A 17261-nucleotide genomic window follows, 5' to 3' on the forward strand; every position below is an offset into this window, starting at 1 on the left:
CTGAAAGCTATCACACCGAACGCCGCGTTCCCGGTCGTGTGACGCGCATCCGAGCCGGACGACATCCAGCCTGTGTGCATTCAGGCGGCGTAGGCTGGGGGTTGTGCCAGCAGTGAATCTTGGGATGCCGAAGATCCCCGAAGTCCTCGCCCCGCGCCGCAAGTCTCGCCAGATCAAGGTGGGCAAGGTGCTCGTGGGTGGTGACGCTCCCGTCACCGTGCAGTCCATGACGACGACGAAGACGACGGACATCAACGCGACGCTCCAGCAGATCGCCGAGCTGACCGCGTCCGGATGCGAGATCGTCCGTGTCGCCGTCCCTCATCAGGACGACGCCGACGCGTTGAAGATCATCGCCATGAAGAGCCAGATCCCGGTGATCGCCGACATCCACTTCCAGCCGCGCTACATCTACACCGCCATCGATGCGGGATGCGGCGCCGTGCGTGTGAACCCCGGGAACATCCGGGAGTTCGACGGCAACGTCGGCAAGATCGCGGAGGCGGCCAAGGCCGCGGGTGTCTCCCTGCGGATCGGTGTCAATGCCGGGTCGCTCGACCGGCGCATCCTCACCAAGTACGGCAAGGCGACGGCTGAGGCCCTCGTCGAGAGTGCCGTCTGGGAGGCGTCGCTGTTCGAGGAGCACGACTTCCACGATTTCAAGATCTCGGTCAAGCACAACGACCCGATCGTCATGGTGAAGGCCTACCGCCTGCTCGCCGAGCGGGGCGACTGGCCGCTGCACCTCGGTGTGACTGAGGCCGGTCCGGCGTTCCAGGGCACGATCAAGAGCGCCACGGCGTTCGGCATCCTGCTCGGTGAGGGCATCGGAGACACCATCCGCGTCTCACTGTCCGCACCGCCGGCCGAGGAGGTCAAGGTCGGTCACCAGATCCTGCAGTCGCTGAACCTGCGAGAGCGCAAGCTCGAGATCGTCTCGTGCCCCTCGTGCGGGCGCGCGCAGGTCGACGTGTACACGCTCGCCGAGAACGTGACCGAGGGTCTCAAAGACATGACGGTGCCGCTGCGCGTCGCCGTCATGGGATGCGTCGTGAACGGTCCCGGCGAGGCGCGGGAGGCTGACCTCGGGGTCGCCTCGGGCAACGGCAAGGGACAGATCTTCGTCAAGGGCGAGGTCATCAAGACCGTGCCGGAGGCCGACATCGTCGCGACGCTCATCGAAGAGGCGAACCGCATCGCGGCCGACATGGGGCCGGAAGCGCCTCTCGGCACCGCGCAGGTCGTCACGGTCTGACCGCGGAGCGTTCCCTCGCTCGGACTCGAAAGCGGGTCCTGTCGGCGGGGACGGCGACCATCCAGCACACCTCAAGGAGCTCCATGTCCTCGTCAACTGTCGTGTCCTTCGCCGGTGGCGACGTCTCGGGTTCGAGCACCGTCGCGCGAGTCGAGTCGACTCCCGCGGGTGTCGTCGTCGTCGTCGACGCGACGCCCTTCCACCCCGTCGACCACACCTGGCCCGATCAGCCGGGAGACGGCGGCGAGATCGCGCAGGACGGTTCGAGTGTCCGCGTCTCCGAGGCTGTGATGGCAGCGGTCTCCGACGAGGGCGAGTTCGCCGTAGCATCCGACATCCCGGTGAAGCGCGGCGCCGAGGGATGGACATGGCTCGTCGGTCATCCGCTGGAGGGGGAGGCCCCGTCCTGGCTGGTCGAGGGCGCACGTGTCGAGCTGTCGGTCGATTCGTCCCGGCGGGCTGGTCTCAGCCGCGGACATACGGCCTGCCACCTCGCGTCGTTGGCGCTCGACCTGGCTCTCGCCGACCTCTGGCGGAAGGACCCGGGCGAGGATGCTCTGGGCAACCCGAACTTCGAGGGGAAGGCCAATCAGTCCAGCCGCATCCACGTCGACGGTGCTGTGGACGAATACCGACTGGGAAAGAGCCTGCGCCGGGCAGGCTTCGACACGGAGACCTTCGCGACGACGCTCGCTGAGCGCGAGGCGGCGATCAACGCTCAGCTGGCCGAATGGGTGGCCTCCGGCGCATCGAGCAGGGTGGTCACCGAAGGCCCGACGATCGTGGACCGCCGTACTTGGCACTGCGACCTGCCCGAGGGCACGGCCGAGATCCTCTGCGGCGGCACGCACGTGGCGTCCCTCGCCGAGTTCGTCTCGATCTCAGTGACACTCGACTTGACCGATCCGCAGCTGCTGGTCATGACGACGCGGGCCGTGCCTGCATCCTGAGCCCCGCTCAGCGCACGAAGCCGCTCTGCACCCGGCCGCCCGCGCGGATGAGCTCGTCCTCGACCCGGGCGGCGAAGGCGGCGTAGTCGCGCGCGAGCAGAGGGGTGCTGAGGAGGTCGGCACGCTCGCGACTGAGGCTCCGAAGCCGTCGCGGAAGCCACTTGCCCGTCGCCGTCCAGCGTCCTTCGCTCAACAGCATGAGCTCCGCGATCCTCTCGAACAGGATGGCGGCCTCGACCTGCTGCTCCAGCGCATCCGTCGCATCCCTGAGATCGTCGAGCACATCGGTGATGACGTATCGGCGAAAGGCGGACTCCTTCGCGCTCAGGGAGGGGCCGTCGTCGAGCACGCTCTGCCATCGAGCGCGCAGCGCGGAGAGGCGACCGTCGTCTCGGATCGCGATGCCTTCGACGAGCATGTGCACCGTCACCGGTCGATGCTGTGCGACGCCGCGGTCGGCCCACTCGTCGAATCCCGCTGGGGTGTATGCGAAGACCTCGAAGATCTCGCCCTCGAACTCGTGCGTCGAGGCCTCGCTCGTCTGCTCCTCGACCGCGAAGAGGCGGTCGCCGAGAAGCAGCAGATCGATGTCGCTCGATGGTGTCCGCTCTCCGCGCGCGGTGCTCCCCGCCACTACCGCGACGTCTGCCCCGGGATAGTGAGCGTCGACGAATCGTTCAGCGATGGCGAGGTGGTCCACGCCGCCAGCGTAACGTTCCTCCGCGTGCGTTCCCGGTGAGTCAGACGGCGAACTCGATCTCGCCTCGGGTGATGTCCACCCGCTCGACACGGAGGCGCACGATCGCGCCGGGGACGGTGTCGGGCGGCACAGGGGCGGAGGCCGTCACGGCGGGATCGGCGATCTGGACGGTCGCGCGCTCACCGCGCATCTCGATGACGGTCGCGTCGACGGATGCGCCGACCAGCGGTGTCATCAGCGCAGCCTCGACGCAGTTGATCGTCGCGGAATCGAGTCGGGAGGCACGCTGGCCGGACTCCTGCATCAGTGCAGGAAGCTCGGCGAGGGACTCGCGCACCCAGCCCGGAACCTCGCGACCCTCGGACGCGGCGAGGCAGACAGTGAGCGACCAGCGGTCGACGAGACGCCGCAATGGTGCGGTGGCATGAGCGTAGGGGGCGGCGATCGCCGCCTGTTCCGTGTCGGGCGGCACCGGGCCGTCGAAGGTCACGTACCCCGCTCCGCGGAACAGGGACGCCGCAGCTTCGAGGATCGGGAGGGTCATGGGGTCTTCGCGGTCCAGCTCGCGGAGGTAGTCACCATACCTGCCGGTCGTCCACGGCCGGCCGAGGGCCTCGGTCTGGTGGCGGAACGCCTCGAACGATTTCTCGTCGGGCTGGGGCATCGTCCGCAGGATCCCGATGCCTGCGTCGATCATGAGCGACGCGGCTGCCATGCCCGTCATGAGCGACAGCTGAGCATTCCATTCCTCGACAGGAAGCGGATGCCGGCGTTCGATGGCGAAGGTTCCGTCGACGCCCCGCACGACCTCTTCGTCCGGCAGGTTCAGGCTCGCACCGCCCCGCAGCTTCTCCTGCGCGACGCGGAGCGCGCCGATCTCCGGCAGGAGCTCGGCGGGACCCGCCTCGCCCTGATCGAGTGCCGCCTGCGTGCTGGCGTAGTCGAGCTGCGCGCGCGAGCGGATCAGCGCTCGTTCGAGCCGGAACTCCTCGACGACTCCCGCGGAATCCAACGCGAAGGTCCAGACGAGCGCGGGGCGATCCACATCAGCCAGCAGTGACGCACGATCCTCGCTCAACACCTTCGGATGCAACGGGATCGTGCCGTCCGCTGCATACAGGGTCTGACCTCGCCGACGGGCTTCCGCATCGACAGCGCCGCCCGGTCGCACGAAAGCGGGTACATCGGCGATCGCGTAGCGGACGGTGTAGCCGGATTCTCGGCGCTCGAGGTGGAAGGCCTGGTCGAGGTCGCGCGACCCGAGCGGATCCAGGGTGGCGAACGGGATGTCGCGCAGATCGAGCTCTGGGGTGGCAGTATCCGAGGCTGCAGCCTCCGCCAGGACCGCCGCAGGGAAGTCCGTGGGGGCGCCCAGAGATTCCCGAAGGGTGGCGAGCGCGACGGCGAGCTCGGTCTGCGCGGCTGACGGAGCAACGTGGGATCGGCGCTGAGGCATGACCCCACACTAGATCCTTCGCTTTCGCGAGCCGGTGCCGTCGGGGCAGCACCGCGGGAGCCGAGTGGCCGAGCCGTCAGCCGCAGCGATGCGCACCACCCGGAACCTGAGATTCGCGTGTCCGTCCGGCCCTGACCGGAATACTGGGCGTTAGCGTGGGGACATGACCACTGCTGCGAAAGCCCAGACCCTGATCGGACTCTACGAAGCTCCGGAGATCCTCCGCGTCGTGAACGTGTGGGACGTCGTGTCCGCCCGCGCCGTCGCGAAGCTTCCCGAGACGAAGGCGATCGCGACGGCCGGACACGGCATCGCCGCCTCGTTCGGCTTCGAGGACGGCACCATCACCCGCGACATCATGATCGACATGGTCGGCCGCATCGCCGCATCCGTCTCCGTTCCGGTGACCGCCGACCTCGACGACGGATACGGCGACGCAGGAGAGACCACGCGACTCGCGATCGGCGCCGGCGTGGTGGGTGCCAACGTCGAAGACCGCCTGAAGCCGTTCGACGAGTCGGTCGCGGCCGTCGAGGCCATCGTCAAGGCCGCCGAGGCCGAGGGGGTTCCGTTCGCTCTGAACGCTCGTACCGACGCTTTCGTGCGCGCCGGCCACCGTCCTGTCGCCGAGAGCATCGCCGATGCGATCCAGCGCGGCCGGGCGTTCCTCGACGCCGGCGCCACGGCTGTCTTCGTTCCGGGCATGCTCGACGCCAACATCACGCGTCAGCTCGTGGAGGGGCTCGGCGAGGGCAAGCTCAGCGTCATCGGGCTCCCCGGCACCCTCGCCGCCTCGGAGTACGAGAAGCTCGGTGTGGCCCGCATCTCCTACGGCCCGCTCCCTCAGCGGGTCGCCCTGACCGCGGTCCAGGATCTTGCGGCAAGCCTCTACGCGGGCGGCGTGATCCCGAACGGCCTGCCCGCGCTCAACTGACGCATCGCGAAAACGAGCGACCACCGGTCAGTAGACTTGCCCGGTGGTCACTCGTCTATCGAAATTCTTCCTCCGCACGCTCCGTGAAGACCCTGCAGGCGCAGAGGTCGCGAGCCACAAGCTGCTGATCCGCGCCGGGTGCATCCGGCCGCAGGCTGCCGGTATCTTCGCGTGGCTCCCGCTGGGCCTCCGCGTGAAGGCCAAGATCGAGACCGTCGTCCGCGAGGAGATGGCCGCGGCAGGCGCACAGGAGGTGCACTTCCCGGCTCTCATGCCCCGCGAGTCGTATGAGGCGACCGGACGCTGGGACGAGTACGGCGACCTGCTGTTCCGTCTCCAGGACCGCAAGGGCGGCGACTACCTGCTCGCCCCGACGCACGAAGAGGCCTTCACGCTGCTCGTGAAGGACCTGTACTCGTCGTACAAGGATCTTCCCCTCACGCTCTACCAGATCCAGGACAAGTACCGCGATGAGGCGCGTCCGCGGGCAGGACTGCTTCGCGGACGCGAGTTCACGATGAAGGACGCCTATTCGTTCGATTCCTCCGATGAGGGTCTCGATCTCAGCTACCAGGCTCAGCGCGATGCCTACGAGCGCATCTTCCAGCGCCTGGGTCTCGAGTACGTCATCGTCCAGGCGGATGCCGGAGCGATGGGCGGTTCGCGGAGCGAGGAATTCCTGCACCCGACTCCCGTCGGCGAGGACACGTTCGTCCGCAGCGCCGGCGGATACGCCGCCAATGTGGAGGCATTCACGACCGCCGTTCCCGACGCCATCGCGTTCGACGCGGATGCGGCACCGGTGATCTTCGACTCGCCGAACACGCCCACGATCGAGACTCTCGTCGCGCACTCGAACGTGCACCTCGACGGCGACTACACGGCTGCGGACACGCTCAAGAACGTCGTGCTCGCGCTCACGCACCTCGACGGCACCCGTGAACTCGTCGTCGTCGGCATCCCCGGCGACCGCGAGGTCGACGAGAAGCGGGCCGAGGTCGCGTTCGCGCCCGCCGAGGTCGAGACCGCCACGGCAGACGACTTCGAGAGGAATCCGCTGCTCGTCAAGGGCTACATCGGCCCCTGGTCGCCCACGGGAGCTGTGCTCGGCGAGGAATCGGCTACCGGCATCCGCTACCTGGTCGACCCCCGTGTGAGCGAGGGCACGAGCTGGATCACCGGTGCGAACCTCGACGAGAAGCACGCGCATTCGGTTGTCGCCGGACGTGACTTCTTCGCCGACGGCATCGTCGAGATCGCCGACGTCCGCGCGGGCGATCCGGCTCCTGACGGCTCCGGTCCGGTCGAGCTCGCACGCGGAATGGAGATCGGTCACGTGTTCCAGCTGGGTCGCAAGTACGCGGACGCGCTCGGACTCAAGGTGCTCAACGAGAACGGCAAGCTCGTCACGGTCACGATGGGGTCGTACGGCATCGGCGTGACGCGCATCCTGGCGATCATCGCCGAGTTGAACAACGACGAGAAGGGTCTCATCTGGCCGGCATCGGTCGCGCCCTTCGATGTGCAGGTCGTGGCTGCCGGTCGTGACCAGGTGGCCTTCGACGTGGCAGCTGAGCTCTCCGCTCAGCTCGAGTCCGCCGGTCTCGACGTGCTCTACGACGACCGCCCGAAGGTCTCGCCCGGAGTCAAGTTCGGAGACGCCGAGCTCGTCGGCGTTCCGCAGATCGTCATCGTCGGCCGAGGGGCCGCGGACGGTCAGGTCGAGCTGTGGGACCGGCGCACGGGGGATCGCAGCGCGGTGTCCGTCGCCGACGCCGTCGATCAGCTGACCCGGCGCTGACCTCGACGACAGAATGCCGCGCACCTCACCGGGTGCGCGGCATTCTGTCGTTCGGAGCGGACGTCAGCAGACGATCCGGCCGTGGTTCATGATGTCGTCATCGGGCGTGTCCTTGGTCACGAGGGCCTTGAGCGCGCCGGCCGCCATCGCGATCTTGCCCTTGGAGGGCTCCCAGAACTCGGTCACCGTCGGCGTCACCTTGAGAAGTGCGATGCCGGGAGTGTCCAGCCCGTCCTCGAACCAGATGTCGAGCGAGGGCGAATAGAGCTCTTCCATCTTCGCGCGGTCGTGCACCACGGACGCGTTGCCGGCCACCGACACGTATCGCATGCCCTTCGCGTCGCAGTACGAGAGGCCGACCTGTCGATGGGCGCGCGCCTCCTCGACCTTCTCGGTGTCTTCGGCGGTGAAGAACCAGATGTCGCCGGCGTCGTCCATCTGCCGGGTCGACATCGGCCTGCTCACAAGGTTGCCGTCGTCGTCGGTGGTCGTCAGCATCGTGAAGTCGATGTCCTCGACGAGTTCGGTGACGCGTGCCAGTGCTTCCGGTCCAGTGATCTCTGTCATGCAGCCACTGTCCCGCAGGAGACCAGACTTGGCACGGGCATTGACACGGGGACGTGAGCGTGGTGAGGGCGGAGGGCGGCGTTGCGGCGGCCCGCCCGACGCGCTCCCATGACAGGCTGAGGGCATGACCGACGAACCGCTGACGGCGTCGCTGAGCGCCGAGATCAACAACGTCCTCGACGAAGCAGGGGTCAAGACCGATCGCAGACTCGTGATGCGCATGATGCGCACAGCGGTCCTGCTGGGGGAGGACGGCACGAACCGCCTCGATCTCAAGATCGCCTCCGCCGCCCTCGCCGAGATGCGGGACGCCTTCCGCTTGTTCGCACCGTTCGAAGGGGTGCCGAAGGTCACGGTGTTCGGCTCGGCGCGTACCCTCCACGACGATCCGCTCTACGTCCAGGCGCGTGATGTCGCGGCTGCTCTCGCAGCGGACGGATGGATGGTGGTGACCGGTGCAGGACCGGGAATCATGCAGGCTGCCGCTGAAGGTGCCGGCCCCGCGCTCTCGCTCGGCGTGTCGATCAGGCTGCCGTTCGAGGAGAAGGCCAACAGCCTGATCGCGGCGAGCGAGCATGTGGTGGCGATGAAGTACTTCTTCACCCGCAAACTCATGCTCATCAAGGAGTCCAGCGGCTTCATCTGTCTCCCTGGCGGATTCGGCACGCTCGACGAGATGTTCGAGCTGCTGACCCTCCAGCAGACCGGAAAGGCCGAGCCGACGCCGATCGTGCTGCTCGACGAGCCGGGAGGCACGTTCTGGAACGGCCTCAAGCGATTCATCGACGAGGACCTGGCGCCGACAGGGGTGATCTCCGAGGGCGACTTCGATCGCGTGGTCATCACCGACTCCGTCGAGTCGGCAGCCGCCGTGATCGCCGGGTTCTGGCGCAACTACGACTCGTTGCGCTGGGTGGGGGACTCGCTCGTGCTGAGACTGCGTGGAGAGCCGACGGACGAAGAGCTCGAGGATCTCAACGACCGGTTCGCCGGGATGCTGGCGAGCGGACGGATCGAACGGACAGCTCCGCGGTCGCCGGAGGTCGCAGACGACGATCTGCTGCACCTTCCTCGTCTCTCCCTGCATCTCGACCAGCGACAGGTCGGCAACCTGTTCCGTCTGATCGGCGCGATCAACTCGCTGGAGTCCGCTCCCGCGCTGTGATGCCTGCCGCGAATTCCGCCAGGTCGATCGACCGACCGAGAATGCGCTCAGCGGCGCGGTGCCCCGAGTAGTACGCGGCCCCCACGGTCGCCGGCTCGTCGCCCCATGTCGCCTCACCGGCGAAGTGCAGCACTGCGTCGACCGGCCCCGCGAGCTCGTCGTGGTCGTGGTGTGACGAGCCGACCGCGAGATGCGAGTACGACCCGTTCGAGAACTCGTCCTGTCCCCATCGCGTGATCCAGTGCGCGGTGGGGTCGCCGACGGCATCCGGGTAGAGGAACCGCAGGGCGCTCACGACGTCCGCGACGACCTCCTCATCCGACAGATCCTGCATCCGGCGGCCGAACGGGCCGGCGGCGAAGGTCAGCAACGTCGGGATCCCGCTGACCGCCGAGACGTCGTACCAGGAGTGCCAGTGCTCACCGGCCTCGCCGAGCGCCCGGAGAACGTAGCTGTCCTCGCGCCAGAAGCGCTCCGGGAACTGGATGAACACCTTGTTGAACACGCCCATGCCCAGTCGAGCGATCGGTCCGGCGACAGCCTCGGGCAGGGGAGGGGCGAACTCGATCGACTCCGCCTTGAGCACGCCGAGCGGCACGGTCACCAGCGCGTTGCGGGCCGAGAACTCTCCGTTCCGGGTCGACACGGTGACGCCCCGGTCGGTCCGCTCGATGCGGGTGACGACGTGACCGAGTCGGATGTCGAGACCGGCGGCGATCCGACGCGGGAGCTCGTCGTAGCCGCGCGGGAAGATGACCTCGTCGCCGTCGATCGCATCCTCGTCGAGCCCGTGCGCGTCGAGGTCCCCGACCCATGCACCGCACTGCTCCTCGACGCGGTGACGGAAGAACTCGCGGACCTCATCGATGCGCTCCGGCTCGAAGCCCGAGCGGTCGAGCGCGCGCTCCGTGACATCCAGATAGGTGTCGCCGGGGGAGGACCGGGTGATCTCCTCAGCCAACAGTCGATCTGCTTGCTCGACATCGGCGACCCACTGAGAAGTGCTCGCAGGATCCATCGCCCTGCCCTCCCCGTCGAAGTTCTCGATCGGCCTGCCTCCGGCCTGGAAGCTGCCGACGGTGTACTCGAGGGTGGGGATGCCGAGCGCCTGCACGAGATCCCACAGCGGGGAGTCGTCGATGCCGTGGACCCATGACGCACCGCGATCGACGGGAAAACCCGCAGCGCGGTCGGTGTGCATCCTGCCCCCGACGCGATCCCTCGCCTCGAGGACGATGACGTCGGCTCCGGCGTCGTCGAGCATGCGGGCCGCCGTCACACCCGACATCCCTGCCCCGATCACGATGGTGTCGTACGTCGTCACTGAGTCCTCCTGCGCGCTCGGCACCGCGTCGGTGCGGCCGCCTCCGTGGCATCGGGCGGTGGGCACAGGGTATCGTGGTACGGATGTCGCGCGTGAACACCCGCGCGACGAGAGCTGAATAGGGAGTCGTCATGGATATCGAACTGAGTCTGCTGCGTGGGATCGAGAAGGAGAAGGCGATCCCCTTCGATGAGCTGGTCTCGATCATCGAACAGGCCATCCTGACCGCCTACTCCAAGCACGTCTCGGACGACGGCGCCACCCCCGAGGGCGTCCGCGTCGAACTCGATCGTCGCACCGGGCACGTCGCCGTGCTGCAGGTCGTCAAGGACGAAGAGGGCGCGATCATCGGCGAAGAGGACGCGACGCCGAATGACTTCGGACGTATCGCGGCCTTCGCCGCCAAGCAGGTCATCAGCCAGCGCCTGCGGGACATCGCGGATGATGTCGTGCTGGGAGACTTCAAGGAGAAGGAAGGCGACATCGTCGCCGGCGTGATCCAGCAGGGACCGAATCCCCGCATGATCCACGTCGATCTCGGAGCCGTTGAGGCGATCCTTCCTCCGGAGGAGCAGGTGCCGGGCGAGGAGTACACCCACGGGTCGCGCCTCCGCGTCTACGTGACCAGCGTCGCGAAGGGTCTCAAGGGACCGCAGATCACCGTCTCGCGCACGCACCCCGGTCTCGTCCGCAAGCTGTTCGCGCTCGAGGTGCCCGAGATCGCCGCAGGTCTCGTGGAGATCGTCTCGCTGGCTCGTGAGGCCGGCCACCGCACCAAGATCGCCGTCCGTGCGAACGACCCGGCGATCAACGCGAAGGGCGCCTGCATCGGCGAGATGGGCCGACGCGTTCGTGCCGTCACCGAGGAGCTGGCCGGCGAGAAGATCGACATCGTCGATCACGACCCGGAGCTCGCCGCGTTCGTCGCGAACGCCCTCTCGCCCGCCAAGGTGACGAGCTCGTTCATCCTCGACGCGAACACCAGGGCCGTGCGTGCACTCGTGCCCGACTATCAGCTCTCGCTCGCGATCGGCAAGGAGGGGCAGAACGCCCGTCTGGCTGCCAAGCTCACCGGAGCGAAGATCGACATCCAGCCGGACAGCATCCTGGACTGACCGCTCGCCACGTCCGACTCGCGCCAGCCGCGCGAGTCGGACGGGAACACAGGTGTAAGATGGAACCCGTACGAACGTGCGTCGGCTGTCGCACGCGTGCTCCCCGCGCCGCTCTTCTCAGAGTGGTGTCCCAGAACGACATCCTCATCCTCGATGAGCGCGCCGTTCTGCCAGGGCGAGGCGCGTGGGTCCATCCGACACCGGAATGCGTGGATGCCGCTCTGCGGCGCCGGGCTTTCGGAAGAGCACTGCGCGTCTCCAGCGATCTGGACACGCGGATCATCGAACAGCACCCACCAAGAAACAAAGGCTGAACGGCTATGGAAACAAAGTGAACGGCTCGAAATGAGACCCGTCCGCGACTAGTGGTCTGCCCTGTCTGGGTGGACCGACCCCAGACAGGAGAATTGTGGCTGGTAAACCACGCGTACACGAGATCGCCGCCGAACTCGGCGTCGACAGCAAGATCGCACTTGCAAAGCTCAAGGAACTCGGAGAGTTCGTCAAGAGCCCCTCTTCGACCATCGAACCGCCGGTGGCGCGCAAGCTTCGCGCTGCCATCGAGTCGGACGCCTCGCTGAAGGGCTCCGCGGATGCGGCTCCCGCCGCAGCGAAGCCCGGTGCAGCCAAGCCCGGTGCTGCCAAGCCCGGTGCTGCCAAGCCCGGTGCTGCCAAGCCCGGTGCTGCCAAGCCCGGTGCCGGTGCACCGACACCCGGACCGAAGCCCGGGCCCAAGCCCGCGCCCGCGCCCGAGGCACCTGCTGCCGCTCCGGCACCCGAAGCTCCGGCCGAGGCCGCCGCTCCCGCTGCCGCCACGCCGGCAGCTCCCCAGTCCGCAGACAGCGCAGCTTCCAAGCCCGCTGACGGCGGCGCACCCAAGCCCGGCGCCCCGCGCCCGGGCAACAACCCGTTCTCGTCCGCTCAGGGCATGGGTCAGCGGCCCAACGGACCGCGACCCGGCAACAACCCCTTCGCCTCCGCGCAGGGGATGGGCCAGCGCCCGACGCCGGGCAACATCCCGCGTCCGCAGGCTCCGCGTCCCGGCGCGCCGCGTCCGGGTGCACCTCGTCCCGGTTCCCCCCGTCCCGGCGCCCCGCGCGGCGGTCAGGGCGGTCGTCCCGGTGGCGCACCGTTCCAGCAGCGTCCGGGTGGACCCGGTCGTCCCGGCGGTGCCGGTGGACCCGGTGCAGGTCCCGGCGCTCGTCCCGGTGGAGGCTTCGCAGGTCGTCCCGGTGGCGGTGGAGGTCGCGGTCGTGGTCCCGGTGGAGGTACCGCAGGTGCCTTCGGCAAGGGCGGCGGCAAGAGCAAGCAGCGCAAGTCGCGGCGGGCGAAGCGGCAGGAATTCGAGATGCGGAGCGCCCCGGTCGTCGGTGGCGTCAACGTCACCCGCGGTAACGGGGAGATCATCCGTATGCGCCGCGGCGCGTCGATCTCGGACTTCGCCGACAAGATCGAGACGCTGACCGGCTACACGGTCCAGCCCGGAACCCTCGTGACGATCCTCTTCAACCTCGGCGAGATGGCCACGGCCACCGAGTCGCTGGATGAGGCGACGTTCGAGGTCCTGGGTGCGGAGCTCGGATACAAGATCCAGATGGTCTCGCCCGAGGACGAGGACAAGGAGCTCCTCGAGGGCTTCGGTCTCAACCTCGAGCAGGAGCTCGAGGAGGAGAGCGAGGACGACCTCGAGATCCGTCCTCCGGTGGTCACCGTCATGGGCCACGTCGACCACGGTAAGACGCGCCTTCTCGACGCCATCCGTCAGACCAACGTCATCGAGGGTGAAGCCGGCGGCATCACCCAGCACATCGGTGCGTACCAGGTGTGGACGGAGCACGAGGGCATCGAGCGTGCCATCACCTTCATCGACACCCCGGGTCACGAGGCCTTCACGGCCATGCGTGCTCGTGGAGCGCAGGTCACCGACCTCGCGATCCTCGTGGTCGCGGCCGACGACGGCATCATGCCGCAGACGGTCGAGGCGCTCAACCACGCCCAGGCGGCGAACGTGCCGATCGTGGTCGCGGTGAACAAGGTCGACAAGCCCGACGCCAACCCGGCCAAGGTGCGCCAGCAGCTCACCGAGTACGGCCTGGTCGCAGAGGAGTATGGCGGAGATGTCATGTTCGTCGACGTCTCGGCCCGTGCGAACACCGGAATCCAGGAGCTCCTGGACGCGGTGCTGCTCACTGCCGATGCAGGCCTCGACCTGACCGCCAACCCGAACAAGGCCGCTCGCGGTGTCGCCATCGAGGCGAAGCTCGACAAGGGTCGCGGTTCGGTCGCCACGGTGCTCATCCAGTCCGGAACGCTGCGCGTCGGTGACGCGATCGTCGCCGGAACGGCGTACGGCCGCGTGCGTGCGATGGCGGATGAGAACGGCGAGCAGGTCCTCGAGGCCTACCCGTCGCGTCCCGTGCAGGTGCAGGGTCTGAACTCCGTGCCGCGTGCCGGCGACGTCTTCATCGTCACTGAGGAAGACCGCATGGCCCGTCAGATCGCCGAGAAGCGTGAAGCTGTCGAGCGCAACGCGCAGCTGGCGAAGGCCCGCAAGCGCATCTCGCTCGAGGACTTCACCCGTGCTCTCGAAGAGGGCAAGGTCGAGTCGCTCAACCTCATCATCAAGGGTGACGTCTCCGGTGCCGTCGAGGCGCTCGAGGAGTCGCTTCTCAAGATCGAGGTCGACGACTCGGTGCAGCTCCGCATCATCCACCGCGGTGTCGGTGCGATCACGGAGTCCGACGTCAACCTCGCGACGATCGACAACGCGATCATCGTGGGCTTCAACGTCCGTCCCGACACGAAGGCGCGCGAGCGTGCACAGCGTGAAGGCGTGGACATCCGGTTCTACTCGGTGATCTACAACGCGATCGACGAGATCGAGAGCTCGCTCAAGGGCATGCTCAAGCCGGAGTACGAAGAGGTCCAGTCGGGTGTCGCCGAGATCCGCGAGGTGTTCCGCTCCTCGAAGTTCGGCAACATCGCCGGTGTCATCGTGCGCTCGGGAACGATCACGCGAAACGCCAAGGCTCGCGTCATCCGCGACGGCGTGGTGATCGCCGATGGCCTCGCCATCGAGTCGCTGCGTCGCTTCAAGGACGACGTCACCGAGGTTCGCACGGACTACGAGGCCGGTATCGGCCTCGGCAAGTTCAACGACATCCAGATCGGCGACGAGATCGAGACCACTGAGCTGGTCGAGAAGCCTCGCAGCTGATCGAGTTCGATATCTTCGGGCGAGGGTGCGTCATGCACCCTCGCCCGAAGGGTACGTAGAGGGAGAGAACAATGGCTGGTGAACGACAGGCACGTCTGGCCGATCGCATTCGTGTGATCCTCGCAGAGCGACTGGAGAAGGGTCTGCGCGACCCGCGACTCGGATTCGTGACCATCACCGACGTCCGCGTGAGCGGAGACCTGCAGCACGCCTCCGTGTTCTACACGGTGCTGGGCACCGAGGAGGAGCGCCTCTCCAGCGGTGCGGCGCTGACCTCCGCGACCGGCATGCTCCGCAGCGAGGTCGGGAAGCAGCTGAGCACCCGCCTGGTTCCGACGCTCGAGTTCATCCCCGACGCGCTGCCCGAGAACGCCGATCACATCTCGGCGCTTCTTCGCGAGGCGCAGCAGCGCGATGCCGACGTGGCGAAGCTCGCCTCCTCCGCCTCGCACGCCGGTGACGCAGACCCGTACCTGCGCCAGGAAGACGACGACACGCAGGCCTGAATATCGCGCCCTCGTCTGAGGGTGTGAGCAGTCTTGGTAACCTCGGCCTAACGGGCGGTCGCCCGTGGGGACTGGGGAGTTCAGCATCGACGTTTCGCGTGCGCAGAGGACAGCTCCGGTCGCACCGGCAGCTGTCGAGACGATTCTCGAGGAACTCCTCGAGCACGACCTGAGCTGCGCGCCGCATGTCGCGGCGCGACTCGCTGCCGAGCTGTCGGAGGACCCTCCCACGATCCTGGCCGTCGCAGCTCGTCTTGACGGGGCTCAACGGCAGGGGCTCAGGGCGCTCCCCTCACCGTTGCCGATGGTGTCATCGGTCGAGACGCTTTTCGCCCAGCTGGAGCTGGACGACAGCGACCGTGAGGTGCTCATCGCGGTGTCGATGCGCCTCGACGACAGGCTGGATCCGCTGGTCGGTTTCGCCGGTCGTTCTGCCGCGGAGCTCACCACAGGCCCTCTCGGAGCGCTCCTCGACATCCACGCCGGTCGCGTCCGTCTGTCCGACCCCCGCTTGGCGATCTGGTTGCGAGCGACGACGCCCTCCTCCGCGGCTGCTGCAGTGCACCTGCGACTCCACCGACTCTTCGACGAACGCGGCGAGCAGGTGGACGCCGACTGGCACAGCGCTCGAGCTGCGATGCACGGCGAACCGGTGACTGCCGGGGAGCTCACACGGATAGCCAGGGAGCATTCGGAGGCGGGACTCAGCGAGCGCGCCTTCCACCTCGCTGCAGAAGCCGCCGCCCACTCGAGCGGGGTCGAGCAGGACGAGGCGAACCTCGTCGCCGGTGTCGCCGCCATCGCGGCCGGGCACGCGGTCGAGGCGGCGCGACGGCTCGGAAGTCTCTTCCCCGGTGGCGACGAGCTCTATCGGCTCCAGGGGCTCGGCGGGCTGCTCGTCGCCGAGACGCATCTGCGCGGGTCAGTTCCCGAGGTCGACATGAGCGTGATCCGACCGGATCGCGATGACGCGGAGCACTGGTACTCCTGGGCGCGAGCTGCTGCCTTCGCGGCGATGTTGTGCGCCGAACGCGGTGACCGTCGCACGATGCGCTCGTGGCTCGACGCTCTCCGTCACGCGAGCGCGCGCGTCGAAGCCGATCGCGAACTCCGAGATCCGGTCGTCGCACTGGCCTGGCTCGTCATCGGCGACCGCGAGAAGGACGACGTTCGCGGGGCCGGGCCCCTCACCGGCGGCCTGTTGACGGCTCTGCAAGCGGCGGTCGACGGGGACGTCGACCGGGGGCTGAGCCTGCTCGCCGCAGGTGACTCGCCGGTCGGCGTCGAGGTCGACCCGTTCGTGGCCGGCTTCGAGCTCAGTCCACTCGTCGCGGCGTACCGCGCGGTCGCCGAGGTGCTGCTCCTAATGTGGCGTGGAGACATCGGCGCCGCGCGCGACCGGATGCTTCGTGCGGCCGTCGAGCTGCCTGTGGCGCTGCCTTTCGCCGGGCTCGGCGTCGTGATCGCGCGACGCCTCGATCTCGCGGTTCTCGGACATCTGGGGCCGTTCGCCAAGGCTCTCACCGCCGCCCTCCCGGCCCCTCTGCGCATCGATCAGCTGGTGGACAGGGGGATCGAATCATTCCTGTCGGGACACTCGGCCGAAGCCGCGGCGTGCATGCGGCTCTGGAGGGATCGCGGCGCTCCTCAGCCGACCCTGTCGGTGCCGGGGCTGGAGGAGGCGATCGTGGTCACGCATGGCGGATCATGGAGCCCGCAGCGGATCGAACCGCCCGAGATCGCTCTGGCGCAACGGCTGCGCGTGCAGATCACCAGCTGCTCGGACGACGAGTGGCGCCTTGCGCGGCCGGTCGTGGTCGCCGCCGCACGGACCTTGACCTCGCCTTTCTCGCGCGGACGGGTCGAGGCGATGATCGGCACGAGGTCGCTGATCAAGGGAGACGTGGGTCTCGGACGGGAGCACCTCTCGATGGCACGGAACCTGCTCGAGGTCTCCGGTGCGACGGCATGGGCGAGAGCGGTCTCGGTGCGTCTGGAGCAGGTGGAGGCCTCCGGCGGAGCTGCCGCCAGCGGTGACCCGCTCTCCTCGTGCCGGCGAGTGTGGGAGTCGATGCTCACCGCTCGAGAGTTCGAGGTGGCGATGCTGGCGGTCGGCGGAGCTTCTAACCGCGACATCGCGGACGCGCTCCACGTTTCGGTGCGCACCGTGGAGGTGCACCTCGGCCGGGTCTTCGTGAAGCTCGAGGTGAGGACCCGAGTCGAGCTCACGGTGCTCGCTCACCGCATCGGGCAGTTCGTCTGACGGGCGGA

14 protein-coding genes are annotated in these 17261 nt (G+C 67.9%); 10 read left to right on the top strand and 4 right to left on the bottom strand.

Features of this window, described 5'->3' with window-relative positions:
- The first annotated feature begins 103 nt into the window (after positions 1–103).
- Both ispG and BEP68_RS06015 read left to right on the top strand, forming a co-directional pair.
- Positions 104–1255 carry a flavodoxin-dependent (E)-4-hydroxy-3-methylbut-2-enyl-diphosphate synthase gene (gene ispG / locus BEP68_RS06010; protein ID WP_187249498.1) on the top strand — a complete coding sequence of 384 codons (1152 nt, stop codon included), beginning with the start codon at positions 104–106 and terminating at the stop codon, positions 1253–1255.
- A gap of 83 nt (positions 1256–1338) precedes the next feature.
- Positions 1339–2205 carry a hypothetical protein gene (locus tag BEP68_RS06015; RefSeq protein WP_187249499.1) on the top strand — a complete coding sequence of 289 codons (867 nt, stop codon included), beginning with the start codon at positions 1339–1341 and terminating at the stop codon, positions 2203–2205.
- A 7-nt stretch (positions 2206–2212) separates the two neighbouring features.
- Here BEP68_RS06015 and BEP68_RS06020 read toward each other — a convergent pair whose 3' ends face one another.
- Complete coding sequence (locus BEP68_RS06020) at positions 2213–2905, bottom strand: nucleotidyltransferase domain-containing protein (RefSeq protein ID WP_187249500.1); 693 nt, start codon at positions 2903–2905, stop codon at positions 2213–2215.
- A gap of 40 nt (positions 2906–2945) precedes the next feature.
- Positions 2946–4361 carry an RNB domain-containing ribonuclease gene (locus tag BEP68_RS06025; RefSeq protein ID WP_187249501.1) on the bottom strand — a complete coding sequence of 472 codons (1416 nt, stop codon included), beginning with the start codon at positions 4359–4361 and terminating at the stop codon, positions 2946–2948.
- 163 nt (positions 4362–4524) lie between these two features.
- Between BEP68_RS06025 and BEP68_RS06030 the strand changes: the two genes are divergently transcribed.
- Positions 4525–5295, top strand: a complete 771-nt coding sequence (locus BEP68_RS06030; RefSeq protein ID WP_053095782.1) for an isocitrate lyase/phosphoenolpyruvate mutase family protein — start codon at positions 4525–4527, stop codon at positions 5293–5295.
- A 43-nt stretch (positions 5296–5338) separates the two neighbouring features.
- On the top strand, positions 5339–7096 hold the full coding sequence (locus BEP68_RS06035; RefSeq protein WP_187249502.1) for a proline--tRNA ligase: 1758 nt from the start codon (positions 5339–5341) through the stop codon (positions 7094–7096).
- A 63-nt stretch (positions 7097–7159) separates the two neighbouring features.
- Here BEP68_RS06035 and BEP68_RS06040 read toward each other — a convergent pair whose 3' ends face one another.
- Entirely contained in the window at positions 7160–7663 is a 504-nt protein-coding gene (locus tag BEP68_RS06040) for a pyridoxamine 5'-phosphate oxidase family protein (RefSeq protein WP_053095784.1), read from the bottom strand.
- Positions 7664–7787: 124 nt separating this feature from the next.
- Here BEP68_RS06040 and BEP68_RS06045 point away from each other — a divergent pair, with 124 nt between their 5' ends.
- Positions 7788–8828 (top strand): TIGR00730 family Rossman fold protein, encoded by a 1041-nt coding sequence (locus BEP68_RS06045; RefSeq protein WP_053095785.1) that lies wholly within the window; start codon positions 7788–7790, stop codon positions 8826–8828.
- Here BEP68_RS06045 and BEP68_RS06050 read toward each other — a convergent pair.
- Complete coding sequence (locus BEP68_RS06050) at positions 8797–10152, bottom strand: flavin monoamine oxidase family protein (RefSeq protein WP_082586622.1); 1356 nt, start codon at positions 10150–10152, stop codon at positions 8797–8799. The two genes, BEP68_RS06045 and BEP68_RS06050, sit on opposite strands and share 32 nt — an antisense overlap.
- Before the next feature lie 131 nt (positions 10153–10283).
- Between BEP68_RS06050 and nusA the strand changes: the two genes are divergently transcribed.
- The 5 genes from nusA (at position 10284) to BEP68_RS18360 (ending at position 17253) form a co-directional block, all read left to right on the top strand.
- Positions 10284–11267: a transcription termination factor NusA gene (gene nusA, locus BEP68_RS06055; protein ID WP_187249503.1), complete on the top strand. Its 984-nt coding sequence runs from the start codon at positions 10284–10286 to the stop codon at positions 11265–11267.
- Positions 11268–11326: 59 nt separating this feature from the next.
- The gene (locus BEP68_RS06060) at positions 11327–11581 is read left to right on the top strand and encodes a YlxR family protein (RefSeq protein WP_072591126.1); all 255 of its coding nucleotides are present in this window, start codon (positions 11327–11329) and stop codon (positions 11579–11581) included.
- A 95-nt stretch (positions 11582–11676) separates the two neighbouring features.
- Complete coding sequence (gene infB, locus BEP68_RS06065) at positions 11677–14484, top strand: translation initiation factor IF-2 (protein ID WP_187249504.1); 2808 nt, start codon at positions 11677–11679, stop codon at positions 14482–14484.
- 71 nt (positions 14485–14555) lie between these two features.
- Positions 14556–14990 (top strand): 30S ribosome-binding factor RbfA, encoded by a 435-nt coding sequence (gene rbfA, locus BEP68_RS06070; protein WP_053095788.1) that lies wholly within the window; start codon positions 14556–14558, stop codon positions 14988–14990.
- A gap of 64 nt (positions 14991–15054) precedes the next feature.
- Positions 15055–17253, top strand: coding sequence for a helix-turn-helix transcriptional regulator (locus BEP68_RS18360; RefSeq protein WP_187249505.1), 2199 nt, complete (start codon positions 15055–15057; stop codon positions 17251–17253).
- The last annotated feature ends 8 nt before the right edge of the window (positions 17254–17261 follow it).

The organism is Microbacterium sp. 4-7, assembly GCF_014332665.1.
Lineage (GTDB): Bacteria > Actinomycetota > Actinomycetes > Actinomycetales > Microbacteriaceae > Microbacterium.